This window comes from Granulicatella sp. HMSC30F09 (genome assembly GCF_001806915.1).
GTDB lineage: Bacteria > Bacillota > Bacilli > Lactobacillales > Aerococcaceae > Granulicatella > Granulicatella adiacens.
Window position 1 is genome coordinate 16435 of the sequence record NZ_KV786422.1, and the last position, 14172, is coordinate 30606.

The window sequence follows — 14172 nt, forward strand, 5'->3', positions numbered from 1 at the left end:
TACTATAGAATCCGGGAATCTTCCAGATAGACTTTTTTTATGAGCATACAAAAAGAGGGGGCCTTTTTTGTATGCTTATAAAAATGGATCTTCTTTTCGTGAAGGGAAAGGTGCTAGGGATTTCGGAGAGCTGTGTGCATGGCTTTATAAGGATATTTAAACTGAAAGGAAGAAATGTTATACTTTCAGTGAGGAGGTGGGATTGTTGAAAATCATCTTAAAAGAAGATATTGAATTGTATCGTTATTTAATTGCTAAATTAACCTTTCTTCAGACACATACTCACTATAAGGTGGAAGAGTCCTATCCAGATAGTAATTGTTTTTTGTTGTCGAATACCTTAACTAATAAACAGGAGCTGGTCTCTCTTTTGAAACAGCCACAGTTCTCTAAAAAGAATCCACCCGATATTCCATTAGAGGCTCAAAAAAGAATCTTTGTTCAAAATCCAAACGCAAAAATTCCGAATGGATTTACTGTAGAAAAGGCGGATAAAGTGTTTAATGACGCATTGAATAACAATATTCGATTGGGATTTTTAGCTCCAGAACAATTGATTGAACAATGTGGAGTTGAGATTAAAGAAGACATAGAGTTTTACTTCAAAAAAGCGGAACAGAAGATTTTAGAAGAGAAAACCCATTTTGTAAAATACTATGGGAAAGAAACTGTGGAGAAAAATGCCTATCAGGTGGCAGAAGGCAATGTGTCCTTTAGCCATCCTAAGTGGTTTAATGACCCTTTTGATTGTAACTGTTATTATGCGGATGGGAATACGATGATGGATGTTTTTAGAGTTTTTTGCTTCACGCATGAATACGATAATATATTAATGTGGTCCTATTATGCTAATAGTCATGAAGGATATGCTTTACAATATTCCTACTCTAGCTTGCTCGATAAAATCCAAGGAGTTGCTCTTGATGGATTATGTGTGTATGGGGAAGTCGAATATATCGATCAAAGGCCCAAAACAAGAAGTCACAGTAATCGATTTTCTTTTTCAAACTTGAATTTCTACATCCAAGCAACCTTCGCTAAATTCAAGGAATGGAGTCACGAGAGAGAGTATCGATTTGTGTTTATTCTAGATAACCAGGAAGCGGAGGCTACTAAGAGAGAAGCCGAAGAAAAATTGTCTGATTGGGTCGTTCTTCCTAAAGTAGATATTCTTCAAGGATATGCAGGGTGTCAGGCAAAGAAAATCATGAAAGATACTCCTTATCCAATCCGTCAATTGAAAAAAGATATTGTCAATTATCAACTTAAAGGATAGAAAAAAGGAACAGAGGTCACTCTGTTCCTTTTATTGTTTTAGTTTTTCAAAGGGATTTAATCGTTCAAAGATAGGAATCAGTAATATCCAAAAGGCAATGTTTCCAATAGCATGATAAGTGTCAAATAGAATTCCGTTGGCATAATAAATCCAAAAATTCAGACCAGGCATTGAAAGTACCCAAATCCCAGAGATGATAAATCCGTATAAATATCCCATCAAACCTGCAAAAATCGGGAAGATAAGAAAGCTTACTTTCGGATAGCGAGCCCTTTTTTTCCATAAAGGGGAGAGTAGGGTCGCACATAGACAAACAATTGAAAAACTGATCATCTGATAAAGAGTCCACGGTCCCATTGAAATGAGCAGATTTGAGATTAAAATGGAAAGGATACTGATGGAAACACCGTATCCCCATCCTAATTCTAAAGTTATCCAAATGACGATGACTGTAATCGGCTGAACGTTCGGAAGGGCAAGCATTCCCAGTCTGCCAATCACGCAAAATGCCGACATTATTGCGATAAATGCGATCTTTTGAGTCGAGATTTTCATAGATTATTGAAGTTTGTTTAATTTCCAGTCGATGACATCTCCAGCTTTGAGGAGAACTTCTTTTGCACCTACAGGACTCATTTGTCCATTTACATCAAATAACCAGTATTTTTGTTCAGATGGAACTTGTTCAACTCCGTTAATAGAAGAGATGAATCCGTCTTTTTCAACGATTTTTAGTTGTGCCTTCATGACATCTAGGAGATTATCTCCCTCTTTAAAAGTGAGCGTAAACGGGCTTCCTTCAATCGCTTGTCCATCTTTTGTAATGTTGAGAGTCACACTTGTAGTTTGGACTGCTGTAGTCGTTTCAACACTTGTCGTCGTTGAGTTCGTATTTGCAGGGGCTTGTCCACATGCGGTTAATAATAAAGTCGCTGTTAAAATTCCAATAATCTTTTTCATAAGAATCTCCTTTATACTGTTTTAATCAGCCCTCATTCTAACAATCTTCATAAAACTTGTAAAGGATTTTTTGCAAAAAACAATAGAAAAGGCTTTGCATTTGTGAAAAAAATGGTATACTGAAGTGTAATTAATTTTTAGGAGGAATGTTATGGAACACACGAGTGAGTTCAATACAAAACTTGAAAAAGCATGTCAAAAAAAAGAAGCGCTTTTTGATGAAAGTAAAATGCGTTATGCACTGCGTTCAATGTTTGCAGGAGCATTTTTAACAATGAGTACTGCGGCAGGAGCCCATGCGGCACAAATTATAGCTGGATTAAATCCTGCGTTAAGTAGATTTACTTTTGCATTTATCTTCACTTGGGGATTAGTGTATGTTGTATTTTTAAACGGAGAGTTAGCAACTTCGAACATGATGTTCTTAACAGCTGGAGCGTACCAAAAACATATTAAATGGTCTAAAGCAATTGCTATTTTATTCTATTGTACTTTATTTAATTTAATTGGAGCCATGTTTATAGGAGCGTTATTTGCGAATAGTTCAGCATTTAACGGAATCAATGCAAATGAGTTCATCGCAAAAGTTGCTGAATTGAAATTGTCTCGTTCAAACGAACTGATTTTATTGGAAGGTATTTTAGCAAATGTCTTCGTTAACGTAGCGATTCTTTCATTTATCTTAATTAAGAGTGAAGAAGCTAAATTATGGATTGTCATCTCAGCAATCTTCATGTTTGTTTACTTAGTAAATGAACACGTAGTAGCGAATTTTGCATCGTTCTCTATCGTGAAATTCTCACCAGTTGGAAACTCAATTGATGCTTTAAATTGGCTCAATATTATCCGTCATTGGGCAGTATCATTTGTTGGAAACTGGATCGGTGGAGGAATCTTAATTGGCTTAGCTTATGCATTCTTAAACCGTACAAAAACACCTTATGTAGATTAATTGAAATAATACAAAAAAGACTCGCATTTTTTGCGAGTCTTTTTTTGAACCAGTAGACCTTTTATTTAGAAAGGTCTCTTTTTGTTTTCATATCCTAATAGAACCTCTGGGAATTCTTGGCTTACTGCATAGAAGAATGGTTGTAGTAAGTCATCGGTGTCTTCGCCCACATTCTTAATGAGAAGAGTAGTTTTCTTTCTGCGATAAGATTTATCTGAGGTTAAAATGATTAGTTGTGAAGTACGACTTACCGTCATACCATATGATTTTTGTGTGTAGATATAATGGTAAATGCGCTCAGCTTTTGTTAAGTCATATACTTGGAAATTTTTGAATGTAGAAATAAGGTGATTTTTGTATAATATGATGCCTAATTGATTATCTACATAAGTGGCATTTTCTAATACCGTATCCATTGAATAATTTAATTCTGGATAAGCTGCATAAAGTTCAGCATACGCTTTATCTTCTCCTCTACGAGTGGCGTAGGCTGAGTAGAAGAATACAAGACCGAATAACACAGCAATACCGGCTCCAGCCGAAGCATAGAGACGTTCGGTATTCGCTTCATCAGCTGAAACATAATATTGAGTTTCAGCTAACTGAGAAATAACTTTATCTTTTTTAATCGTTTCTTTGAACACTCTCGAGTAGTTTATAACGGCACCCTCTCCATCCGATTTACGGACTTTAGCCAGAACATAAACTGGATTGTCGACTAAGTCATCTTGTTTAGCTTTGAGTTCGTCGATCAGTTTATCGCCTTCTTTTATTTCAAGGCTTGTATAACCATAATCTTCGCTATCTTTACGAGTAAACTCGATTAAATATAATTGAGTTCCTCCATCTACACTCGCAATGGGATCCGATAAAAATCCAGTAACTTTAACAGAAGTAGTTGCATTGTCTTTCATAGGACTCACACCGAAGATATTTCCTTGTTTATACAAATTATCTGCAGTTTGGAAGAAATAGAAGAAGCCCACAAGTCCAATAGCGATAAGAAATGAGACAACTCCCAAAACGATTAGTGAAATAATCCCACGAGTATTACGTTTTTCAGTCATAATAATTCTCCTTTTATAGGTATGTATAACAGAAATAATATATCATAAGATAGTTTGAAGTGCAAAGGTTTGTTTAAAGTTTCACTCACTGGAATGAAAGAGCATTGAATAAAAAATCCCCCCTATACTGGGGTGTCCAGTAAAGAGGGGATTTATCCATTTGCGAGTCTTTTTTAGTTCACATTAAAATGGTCTTTTCTTTTCATAACCAACTTCTAAGTTAGGGAACTCTTGGTGAGCTGCAAAGAAGAAAGGTTGTAAGAAGTTATCGGTTTCTTCACCGATATTTGTAATTTGAATTTTTGTTTTTTTCTTTCTATAACTTGTATTATCAGTCAAGAATACGATATATGAATCGCGGTTTGTTGTGATTCCATAACGTTTATGGTTGATTTGATAATGATAAATTCGATTTGCTTGAGTTAAATCATAGACTTCTAACCCGCTAAGCGTAGTAAAGAAGTGATTTTTATAAATATAAACTCGTGTTTCGTCATCAGCATAAGTTGCGTTTTGTAACATTAAGTCTAAGTTACCATTTAGTTCTGGGTAAGCTGCATACAATTCATCGTAAGCTGCATTTACTTTCTTACGTTTTAGGAAAGCTAATCCAACGAAAAGAAGTCCAGCTGCAGAAAGCCCAATTGCTACATACATGCCACCTTGAGCTGAAGAAGATGATTCAGATGTAGATAGATAGTAAACCGTTTGTGAATTACCAGATAATAAATTATTATCATTCAAAACTTCTGTAAATTTAGAATCGTAGTCTACAATGGCTTTTTTATTACGGAAAGAATCGATGACAGTGACTTTAACTAATTCTGGATTGTTTGGCAAAGTATCATTTTTTGAAATTAAATCAGAAGCTAATTTTGAATCAGCAGGAACTTCAAGTCCGATAATTCCATGCGTATTATCTTCTTTTAAATATTCAATAATATACAGTTTTGATTTTCCACTATCGACCGTAGCCACAGGATTACTAGAAATTTGAGTGACCTTAACTACTTGTGTATCTCCGTCTTCCCTTCGAGCGACATCAAACACTTTCCCTGCTTTTTCTAAGTCTTCTGGAGTAGATTTATTTAAACTGAATAAGACAACACCAGCTAGGGCGATTAAAATGATTCCGAAAATAAGACGCAGCTTAAATCCGTGATTGCGATTTTCTTTCATAAATAAAGTTCCCTTCTTAAATAATATGTTTATAATACACCTATCATAAACTAGATTTTTAGGAAATGCAAGAACGAATATAGGTTCATAAAGGGAGGGTTTTTGTTCTACGAATGATAGTTAGAGTTATTTTTTGATATGAGCAGAAAATTTTTTGCTTTCTATTTTCCATGCTATCATGTAGCTATCGTGAAATGCGATGTATTTTACCAATAAAGGAGAATTGTTATGAAAAAATCAACCAAATTATTGATGACAACACTGTTAATTTCGTTAGGTTTGGCTGCATGTGGTGGCAATTCAACTTCGACGACAGCAAATAATCAACAAAGTTTAACGATTACAACATTTGGAGAATTAGCAACATTGGATAGTGCTGACTATGATGATGTGCCAAGTTCTGATATGTTAGGACAAATTTTTGAAGGGTTATATCGTGTCGCAAAAGACAATAAAGTTGAATTAGGAATGGCTGCAGAAGAACCAACTGTGAGCGCGGATGGTCTTGTTTATACATTTAAACTACGTGACGCTAAATGGTCTGATGGCACTCCAGTAACAGCCGGAGATTTTGTATATACGTATCGTAAATTAGTGAATCCAAAAGAAGGGCATGTAGCTCAATCAGCGGATGTGTTCAAAAACGCGAAGAAAATTCGTTCAGGCGAATTATCGACAGAAGAATTAGGGGTTAAAGCGATTGATGATAAAACATTAGAAATCACGCTTGAAAATCCTGCTCCATATTTACCAAAATTATTAACAGGGTCACGTTTCTTACCACAATCTGAAAAAGTGGCGAAAGAAAAAGGCGAAGGATACGGTTCTTCAGCAGATTCAATCGTGACAAACGGACCGTTCAAATTAGAAGGATGGACAGGTTCTGAACTTTCTTGGAAACTTGTTAAAAATGAAGGGTACTGGGATGCTTCAAACGTTGCATTACAAAATGTCACAGTGAATGTATCGAAAGAAGTAGCGACTTCTGTTCAATTATTTGACGGAAAACAAGTCCAATACACAACAATCAGCGAACAATTCGTCGATCAATATAAAACGCAACCAACGTATCACGCTATTCCAAAAGCAACAATGGGGTACATGAATTTCAACGTAGAACGCAAAATCACAGGAAACAAACACTTCCGTCGTGCGATTGCGATGGCTTACGATAAAGCGGCTCTTGTAAACAACGTGTTAAAAGACGGCTCAATCGTTTCAAATGGTCTTGTTCCAAAGGGATTTGCTGAAAACCCAGAAACGGGGAAAGATTATGTGGAAGACCGTGGCGACTTACTCACCTACAATGTCGAAGAAGCGCAAAAAGAATTAGCACTTGCTAAACAAGAATTAGGGATGGACACAATCGAAGTGACCTTATTAACGTCAGATGCAGGTAGTGCGAAAGTGGTTGGCGAATATTTACAAGCGCAAATCCAAAAGAACTTACCAGGCGTGACATTGAACATTAAATCAGTGCCATTGAAAAACCGTCTTGAATTACAACGTGCAGATGATTTCGACTTCTTCTTCGGAACATGGGCACCTGACTATCAAGATCCAGTAAACTTCTTAGAACAATACGTAACAGGTGGAGGAATCAACTTCGGGAACTACTCAAGCGAAGCCTACGATAAAGCCGTTGCTGAAGTGAAAACAACATACGCAACGAAGCCAGCAGAACGTTACAAACAAATGATTGCGGCTGAAAAAATCGTGATGGATGATGTGGCTATCGCTCCAATCTACCAAGCAAGCCAAAGCTACTTACTTGCTGAAAACGTAGACGGATTCGAAGTACTTCCATTCGGACGTACAATCAACCTCCGTCAAGCCTCTGTAAAATAATCATAGAAGCAAAAATAAGAGATTCGAAATTTCGAGTCTCTTTTTCGTTTTGTAAAAAAGCAAAATGTAACATATAAGTTACATTTTAACAATTCTCTCTTTGAACGATTTTGTCCAAAGTGGGATTTTTTATAAGGTTTTCGTCATATGGTAATACGGATGACCGCTTAAGATGCGTTCACTCTCAGGCGTGTAGCCTAGTTTTTCGTATAATTGATAGGCCTTCGTATTGTCCTTCTCGCAGTTGAGGGCGATTTTTGTGGCCCCTTGTTGGCGTGCTAAGTTTTCTACTTCGACCAATAATTTACGGCCGATTCCAAGACGACGATATTCGGGATAGACCGCTAAAATATCGATGTACCATTCGCCTGGCATCGTCTCCTTATCTTCATAGAGTGGGATTTGATGCTCAATGTTGTAAGCCTCGTATAATCGGTGGAACGGATCGTCAATCGCATCTTCTAAGTGTCCGTGGTAGCCGAAGATGGCCCCAGCGACTTTTCTTTCATGAATATAGACGAGCGTGTTCTTCAGTCCATAGCGAAACTGGTCGTCGAGCATGGCTTCTTCTAGCATCGCGTAGAGCATTTCCGGGCTCGTATGTTCCAGAATCGGCAGTTCCATATCTTGCATAATCAGTTCGATCAGAGGGATGATTTGTCGTCTCTCATCGCGCTTTGGTTTTCGTATCATTGGGACTCCTTTTGATATTTCTCGCGGTAATCCGTTGGGGAAATTCCCGTTATTTTTCTAAATTGTTTTGAAAAGTAAGTGGGGGTTGTAAATCCAACGATGTCCGCCACTTGAGAAATAGAATAATTCGTTGTCCGCAGTAGAATTTTACTTTCTTTGATACGAATGGTCATTAAGTATTCCATTGGAGACATCCCAACTTCTTTTTTAAAACTGTGGGAAATATAGAAGCGGCTTAAGTGGGTCATTGACGCTAATGCTTCTAGCTGAATGCTTTCTCGGTAGTATGTTTTCAAATAATGTTTTATAAACGCAATATCTTTTGTCGTTTTACTATGAGAACCGACTTCCAAATCAAAATGCTGGTGTCTCAAAATCTTAATCAATAAGATTTCTAACAGATTATGACAAACTAAATCATAACTGAGTGCTTGATTGGTGGCTTCTTGCACCATCGCGTTTAAGTAGCGTAAAATGTCCTTTTGCTCATCTCGTAAATTAAAGAACGAAAAAGGATGGCCACCTTGATCCACAGGTGTTAAATTCGAGAAGGACAGGCCTTGGATTCCCACCACAATGTATTCTAGAGGAGAATCTGGTGAAGAAACTTCAGTGTGTTCTACCTGAGGATTAATAATGACAAAATCATTGGCTTTAACCGGAAAACGTTGGTGTTGAATAATAAATTCGCCCTTACCGTCAATAACATAAAAAAGTTCAGTAAAGGGATGAGTATGTAGCGTACTATGCCAGTCGCTATCGTATTTGGATTTGGTAATAGACTCTAATCGGAAGGATAAATTTTTAATATCAGACTCTATCATTAAAAAACGTTCGTTACTCATGTTGCATCCTTTCTTTGGCAATCTTACTATCTAATTATACAGATTGTAGAAAACGGTATCAACAATATTTTCGGATTTTATCTTTTTAGAAAATATATTTTCAGTCAAAAGCGTTCAAAAGACGATGAGCATCGATTTTTCAAGCCCTAAAAATAGAGAGGACTTGACGCTAGGACATGAAGAAGGTATCCTTACCAAGAGTAAGAAAGGAGATTCATGGAAAGTAGGAACTAAATTTTCTAGAACCTAAAAATCAGAGTAGACTTTATTGCGTTAAGTGCCCGGAGGATGGAATGTTGCCACTGGGACGAAAATGGAAACATTGCGGTAATTTAGTCGCATTCGCTGCATTTAAACAACACTAGAAATAGAAGAAGTTAAATGGAGCAACTCTTTACAATTAAAGGAGATGCTAATATGGAAAATACAAAGAAATATAATAGAAAACAAATACTTGATATTACAGTGATGGCACTAATCTTAGCCATTCGTCTTGTCATGGAAATGTTGCCGACAATTAAATTCGGCCTCTACGTACAAATCGGATTCGGATTCATCGGAGCGGCCATTGCAGGGGTCATGCTTGGACCGTGGCGTGCGGCGCTTGTGGGAATCCTAGTCGATATCCTCGGGAACTTCTTCCGCGGAGAGACTGGACAATTCTTCATCGGATACACACTTACAGCCCTAGTCGGAGGACTCATCTACGGATACTTCTTATATAAGAGACCACTCAGATGGGAACAAATCTTGATTGCAGTATTACTCGTCACAATCGTCTGTAACCTTGGATTGAATTCGCTATGGGTGTATATGATGACAGGCAAAGCCTTCGCCGTCTTCATGCCACTGCGAATCCTGAAAAATATGATCTCGCTCCCATTGAATACCGCTATCCTCACCGTGCTGTTTTCTAACAATACCATGAAGACTTTAATAGAGAAATATAGGGTGTGAGAAAAAGCGGTTAGAAACGAATCACTGGACCGGAACGCCGGAAGGAACGTGAAACGTTCTGCGGACGTTTCGGGAAGTGGACGTCGTTTCTGCTTATTCGAACCCGACTAAACAGGGTGTGAGGCAGAAAGACAGAAGCCAAGAATGATTTCACAGTGTGAAGTCATTCTGCTTCGTAGTCTTTCGCCCGCAAAGTTTATTAGACATTCTTGAATCACGAGTGATGAGAAGAATGTCAATAAACCACTGCGTCGAAGCGCTAGCGTATAAATATGGGGATGCGCCCGTGCGCAAGTGACTTATGCGAGAACAACTCCACAGGGTGTGAGGCCTTTCCAGCACCCTACCTAGCATTCCCTCCCGTTTAGGAGTAAAATAGAACCAAAGAGCAACTATATTAATTAGTTCAAAGCGAAGGGAGGCACCACCATGCCATTTATTCATGTTGAAATGATCGAAGGAAGAAGCCGTGAACAAAAAGAAGCCCTTGTCAAAGAAGTGACAGAAGTGGTTTCTAAACACACTGGCGCTCCAACAGAACACATTCATATCATTATTCAAGAAATTAAGGCCGAAAACCTTGGCCAAAACGGAAAACTAAGAGGTTAACCAACTTCATTTTTGCATCAATGTTGTTAATTCCTAATTGAATGGAGGAGTACAATGATTAATAATAGTGATTTTGGTGGTTTTATTGTTTCGAACAATATTCTTGAGGGCAAGCCGATTCGATATACTTTTCGTGATTAATCTATAATCCCACCATTGAATGGATGGAATCTATTATCCATTGAAGATGATGAAGAGTATCTTTCAGATGCAGCCAATTTCAAAATTCTAGGAGCCGATTCCATTTATGAGATTGCTCCAGTAATGCTTGAGATTTTCGAAGCACCGTATGGGACAGATTTATGTTGGCTATATGAAGAGGGTGTTCATGTTGGCTTTTACGATTTAGTCGAAGAGAGAGAAACTACGATAGAAGAAATTTTATCTTCAGCAAATTAAATAGACTATCCCAAACTCAAGCTGGCAGAAATGCTGTTGGCTCGAGTTTTTTTATTCAAAAAATTTTTTTAAGCTTCCTTGTTGACATTTGTAAATTACAGGTGTAAACTAACAGTGTAAATTACAAATGTAAACGAAAGCGGTGAAAGTAATGAACAAACAAAAAGAGTACATTATTGAAGGAATGAGTTGTGCTTCATGTGCCATGACGATCGAGAATGCCGTCAGTAAAATTCCAGGCGTTGCTAAAGCCAGCGTCAACTTGGCAACGGAGATTATGACTGTTGAAGCAAACGATAGCGTGACCCCTGAAGACATCGCCAAAGTGGTCGATGGTGTGGGATACGGCGCTCGTCCTCGTGGCAAATCAGTGGAAGAAGAACTCGAAGAAAAGAACGAAAAGAAAGAAGCGCACTTAAGAGAAATGAAGCGAAACCTAACCATTTCAGCGATTTTCACCGTGCCACTTCTCTTTATCGCAATGGCGGATATGGTTGGAATTCCAATGCCAGCCTTTCTAAGCCCAATGCAAAGTCCAGTTAGCTACGCGTTGATTCAATTGGCGCTCGTTCTCCCAATTCTCTGGGTCGGACGTCGTTTCTTCGTGGATGGATTTAAGGCCTTGTCTAAAGGACATCCGAACATGGACAGCTTAGTCGCACTTGGAACAAGCGCTGCGTTTGTGTATAGTCTCTACGGAACGTACCACGTATTAGAAGGCCATGCGCATTTTGCGATGAACCTTTACTACGAATCAGCCGGCGTTATTTTAACCTTAATCACACTTGGAAAATACTTCGAAGACGTGTCAAAAGGGAAAACATCCATGGCGATTCAAACGCTCGTAGGACTCGCTCCTAAAATGGCGACGGTTTTACGCGACGGACAAGAAGTAGAAGTTCCTGTAGAAGAAGTGCAAGTAGACGACCTCATTCGTGTAAAACCGGGGGAAAAAGTTCCAGTCGATGGCGTCGTAACAGAAGGAAACTCAACCGTTGACGAATCGATGTTAACAGGGGAAAGTATTCCAGTATCGAAATCAGTTGGCGATGAAGTGATTGGGGCAAGTTTAAACAAGACAGGTTCCTTCATTCTAAAAGCAACAAAAATCGGGAAAGACACAGCTCTCTCTCAAATCATTCAGTTAGTCGAACAAGCACAAGGATCGAAAGCTCCGATTGCCAAACTGGCCGACAAGGTTTCTGGAGTATTCGTTCCAATCGTAATCTTCTTGGCTCTTGTTTCTGGACTTGCTTGGTATTTCCTTGGACAAGAATCATGGGTATTTGCCCTCACGATTACCATCTCAGTCCTCGTCATCGCCTGCCCATGTGCATTAGGGCTTGCGACACCAACTGCTATCATGGTTGGGACTGGTAAAGGGGCCGAAAATGGAATCCTTCTTAAGAGCGGGGAAGCGTTGGAAGAAGCCAACCACGTGAATATGGTTGTTTTCGACAAAACAGGGACTATCACAAACGGAACTCCTGTTGTCACAGATGTGGTCACTGCCGATTCTACCGATGCAGATGCCCTCATTCGCCTAGCTGCTAGCCTTGAAGTAGCGTCCGAACACCCTCTTGGCGAAGCGATTGTTGCCAAAGCCAAAGAACAAGGGGCTACATTTGATGAAGTGACGAACTTCGAAGCTATCCCTGGTTTCGGGATTAAAGGTCATGTTGGTGAAACACTTGTCTTCCTTGGGAATGAAAAATGGATGCTCGAAAATGGTCTTGTGGATGAGGCGATGAATGAAAAAGCCAACCATTTTGCCGAACAAGGAAAAACACCGCTCTATATTGGATATAACGATGCCGTACAAGGCTTGATTGTTGTAGCGGACACTGTGAAAGAAAGTAGCGCGCGTGCCATCCAAACCTTACATGAAATGGGTATTCAAGTAGCCATGATGACAGGGGACCACGAACGGACTGCACAAGCGATTGCCACTGAAGTGGGGATTGACCGCGTATTTAGTGAAGTTTTACCGCAAGATAAGGCGAATTATGTATCAAAATTGCAAGAAGAAGGCTATATTGTGGCGATGGTGGGAGATGGTATCAATGATGCCCCAGCTCTTGCACAAGCGCAAGTCGGTATCGCAATCGGTACCGGAACAGACGTAGCCATCGAATCTGCGGACGCCGTCTTAATGAAGAGCGACTTGATGGATGTACCAGCGATGTTAAAACTCAGCCGTGCAACCATCCGTAATATTAAAGAAAATCTATTTTGGGCATTTGCCTACAACGTTATCGGAATACCATTTGCGATGGGAGTTCTTCACCTCTTTGGCGGACCGCTCCTCAACCCAATGATTGCCGGAGCCGCAATGAGCTTCAGTTCCGTATCTGTTGTCCTCAACGCCCTAAGATTAAAACGCTGGAAAGCATAACTTTAAAGGAGAGATTTATGATGAAAAAAGAATATAATTTAGAAGGAATTAAATGCGAAGGCTGTGCCAACACAGTGAAAGAACGCTTCTCAAACGTCCCAGGCGTGACAAACATTGAAGTCAGCTTAGAAACAAAAGTAGCCACAGTCGAAGGAGACGCAAGCGTCGACGCATTACAAGCATCCCTTGAAGGCACAAAATACAGCATTCAAAAGTAAAAAAATTTAGACCGCTTGAATGATATATCGGACCATTCGCCTATAGATTTTTTGCCACAGGTGCAGTAATATGAAGATAGAACAAAAGGAGGAATTTCTATGATTATTACTACAACGCAAACGGTCGAAGGGTATCAAATTGTTGAGTATAAATGGATTGTTTTTGGTGAAGTGGTAGCAGGTGTTGATGCTATAAAAGATATCGCAGCTGGACTAAGAAATTTCTTTGGAGGCCGCTCTAGAGCTTATGAAGGAGAGCTTTCAGAAGCTAGAGAAGAAGCTCTACAAGAAATGGAAGAAAGAGCTACAAAAATCGGAGCGAATGCTGTGGTAGGTGTGAAAATGGACTATGAGTATATGGATGGCATGATTATGGTCACCTGTAGCGGAACCGCAGTCGTTATTGAAGAATTATAAAAATTAAGAAAGCTAGGCAGATAGCCTAGCTTTCTTTTTTGTTGTTCCTGTTTCATCTCATGGTTAGTAGAAGTAAATAAAGTAAAGCGTTGCTAACAACACCCAGTGTGGTTTCGATGATTCTACACCCGTCTAAGTGCCTGCTTCGTCTATCACCCTTTCTCCACAATCCATGGTTAGAAGAAGTAAAAGAAGTAGAGCGTTGCTAACAACACCCAGTGTGGTTTCGAAGAACCTTGCGGATTCTATAGTAATAGTGATGGGAGTTTGCATTAAAATGAGGGAGAAAGACAGAAATGGCCAAAATAGAAGAAACTATTTTGGCCATTTCGTTTTCTTTCCCCCACAAAGTTGAAT

At 39.0% G+C, this 14172-nt stretch carries 14 protein-coding genes, 1 pseudogene and 1 riboswitch; of the genes and pseudogenes, 9 read left to right on the plus strand and 6 right to left on the minus strand.

Annotation, left to right across the window (positions count from 1 at the left end):
* Positions 1–196 precede the first annotated feature (196 nt).
* On the plus strand, positions 197–1276 hold the full coding sequence (locus HMPREF3103_RS04205; RefSeq protein WP_148128803.1) for a DUF2971 domain-containing protein: 1080 nt from the start codon (positions 197–199) through the stop codon (positions 1274–1276).
* Positions 1277–1306: 30 nt separating this feature from the next.
* On the opposite strand, the gene HMPREF3103_RS04210 is transcribed toward HMPREF3103_RS04205, so the two are convergent.
* Both HMPREF3103_RS04210 and HMPREF3103_RS04215 read right to left on the minus strand, forming a co-directional pair.
* Positions 1307–1759 carry an ECF transporter S component gene (locus tag HMPREF3103_RS04210; RefSeq protein WP_148128804.1) on the minus strand — a complete coding sequence of 151 codons (453 nt, stop codon included), beginning with the start codon at positions 1757–1759 and terminating at the stop codon, positions 1307–1309.
* A 75-nt stretch (positions 1760–1834) separates the two neighbouring features.
* The gene (locus HMPREF3103_RS04215) at positions 1835–2236 is read right to left on the minus strand and encodes a DUF4430 domain-containing protein (RefSeq protein ID WP_070437441.1); all 402 of its coding nucleotides are present in this window, start codon (positions 2234–2236) and stop codon (positions 1835–1837) included.
* A 151-nt stretch (positions 2237–2387) separates the two neighbouring features.
* On the opposite strand from HMPREF3103_RS04215, the gene HMPREF3103_RS04220 reads away from it, so the two are divergent.
* Positions 2388–3188, plus strand: coding sequence for a formate/nitrite transporter family protein (locus HMPREF3103_RS04220; protein WP_070437444.1), 801 nt, complete (start codon positions 2388–2390; stop codon positions 3186–3188).
* 65 nt (positions 3189–3253) lie between these two features.
* Here the strand turns inward: HMPREF3103_RS04220 and HMPREF3103_RS04225 are convergent, their stop codons facing one another.
* Together HMPREF3103_RS04225 and HMPREF3103_RS04230 are read right to left on the minus strand one after the other, a co-directional pair.
* Positions 3254–4255 (minus strand): hypothetical protein, encoded by a 1002-nt coding sequence (locus HMPREF3103_RS04225; RefSeq protein WP_070437447.1) that lies wholly within the window; start codon positions 4253–4255, stop codon positions 3254–3256.
* Between the two features lie 183 nt (positions 4256–4438).
* Positions 4439–5434, minus strand: a complete 996-nt coding sequence (locus tag HMPREF3103_RS04230) for a hypothetical protein (protein ID WP_070437449.1) — start codon at positions 5432–5434, stop codon at positions 4439–4441.
* Positions 5435–5662: 228 nt separating this feature from the next.
* Between HMPREF3103_RS04230 and HMPREF3103_RS04235 the strand changes: the two genes are divergently transcribed.
* Positions 5663–7282, plus strand: coding sequence for a peptide ABC transporter substrate-binding protein (locus tag HMPREF3103_RS04235; protein WP_070437452.1), 1620 nt, complete (start codon positions 5663–5665; stop codon positions 7280–7282).
* A 129-nt stretch (positions 7283–7411) separates the two neighbouring features.
* Here HMPREF3103_RS04235 and HMPREF3103_RS04240 read toward each other — a convergent pair whose 3' ends face one another.
* A complete protein-coding gene (locus HMPREF3103_RS04240; protein ID WP_070437455.1) occupies positions 7412–7975 on the minus strand; it encodes a GNAT family N-acetyltransferase in 564 nt (187 codons plus the stop codon).
* Positions 7972–8820, minus strand: a complete 849-nt coding sequence (locus HMPREF3103_RS04245; RefSeq protein WP_005606510.1) for an AraC family transcriptional regulator — start codon at positions 8818–8820, stop codon at positions 7972–7974. Before HMPREF3103_RS04245 ends, HMPREF3103_RS04240 begins: the two co-directional genes overlap by 4 nt.
* A 252-nt stretch (positions 8821–9072) precedes the next feature.
* A riboswitch (THF riboswitch) is annotated at positions 9073–9170 on the plus strand.
* A gap of 67 nt (positions 9171–9237) precedes the next feature.
* Between HMPREF3103_RS04245 and HMPREF3103_RS04250 the strand changes: the two genes are divergently transcribed.
* From HMPREF3103_RS04250 to HMPREF3103_RS04275, 6 genes and pseudogenes are all read left to right on the plus strand, one after another.
* A complete protein-coding gene (locus HMPREF3103_RS04250) occupies positions 9238–9777 on the plus strand; it encodes a folate family ECF transporter S component (protein WP_070437477.1) in 540 nt (179 codons plus the stop codon).
* Between the two features lie 429 nt (positions 9778–10206).
* Entirely contained in the window at positions 10207–10386 is a 180-nt protein-coding gene (locus HMPREF3103_RS04255; RefSeq protein WP_005606505.1) for a 2-hydroxymuconate tautomerase, read from the plus strand.
* Positions 10387–10440: 54 nt separating this feature from the next.
* Positions 10441–10785 (plus strand): annotated as a pseudogene (locus HMPREF3103_RS04260) (DUF2185 domain-containing protein).
* Between the two features lie 151 nt (positions 10786–10936).
* Positions 10937–13180, plus strand: coding sequence for a heavy metal translocating P-type ATPase (locus HMPREF3103_RS04265; RefSeq protein WP_070437458.1), 2244 nt, complete (start codon positions 10937–10939; stop codon positions 13178–13180).
* Positions 13181–13200: 20 nt separating this feature from the next.
* Positions 13201–13398, plus strand: coding sequence for a heavy-metal-associated domain-containing protein (locus HMPREF3103_RS04270; RefSeq protein WP_371440380.1), 198 nt, complete (start codon positions 13201–13203; stop codon positions 13396–13398).
* 99 nt (positions 13399–13497) lie between these two features.
* Entirely contained in the window at positions 13498–13815 is a 318-nt protein-coding gene (locus tag HMPREF3103_RS04275) for a heavy metal-binding domain-containing protein (protein ID WP_005606452.1), read from the plus strand.
* Positions 13816–14172: the final 357 nt, after the last annotated feature.

Coding starts and splice junctions, on each gene's coding strand:
- HMPREF3103_RS04230 (WP_070437449.1), bottom strand. CDS start 5,434: ATGAAAGAAAATCGCAATCACGGATTTAAGCTGCGTCTTATTTTCGGA.
- HMPREF3103_RS04255 (WP_005606505.1), top strand. CDS start 10,207: ATGCCATTTATTCATGTTGAAATGATCGAAGGAAGAAGCCGTGAACAA.
- HMPREF3103_RS04240 (WP_070437455.1), bottom strand. CDS start 7,975: ATGATACGAAAACCAAAGCGCGATGAGAGACGACAAATCATCCCTCTG.
- HMPREF3103_RS04220 (WP_070437444.1), top strand. CDS start 2,388: ATGGAACACACGAGTGAGTTCAATACAAAACTTGAAAAAGCATGTCAA.
- HMPREF3103_RS04215 (WP_070437441.1), bottom strand. CDS start 2,236: ATGAAAAAGATTATTGGAATTTTAACAGCGACTTTATTATTAACCGCA.
- HMPREF3103_RS04245 (WP_005606510.1), bottom strand. CDS start 8,820: ATGAGTAACGAACGTTTTTTAATGATAGAGTCTGATATTAAAAATTTA.
- HMPREF3103_RS04270 (WP_371440380.1), top strand. CDS start 13,201: ATGAAAAAAGAATATAATTTAGAAGGAATTAAATGCGAAGGCTGTGCC.
- HMPREF3103_RS04275 (WP_005606452.1), top strand. CDS start 13,498: ATGATTATTACTACAACGCAAACGGTCGAAGGGTATCAAATTGTTGAG.
- HMPREF3103_RS04210 (WP_148128804.1), bottom strand. CDS start 1,759: ATGCTTGCCCTTCCGAACGTTCAGCCGATTACAGTCATCGTCATTTGG.
- HMPREF3103_RS04265 (WP_070437458.1), top strand. CDS start 10,937: ATGAACAAACAAAAAGAGTACATTATTGAAGGAATGAGTTGTGCTTCA.
- HMPREF3103_RS04225 (WP_070437447.1), bottom strand. CDS start 4,255: ATGACTGAAAAACGTAATACTCGTGGGATTATTTCACTAATCGTTTTG.
- HMPREF3103_RS04235 (WP_070437452.1), top strand. CDS start 5,663: ATGAAAAAATCAACCAAATTATTGATGACAACACTGTTAATTTCGTTA.
- HMPREF3103_RS04250 (WP_070437477.1), top strand. CDS start 9,238: ATGGAAAATACAAAGAAATATAATAGAAAACAAATACTTGATATTACA.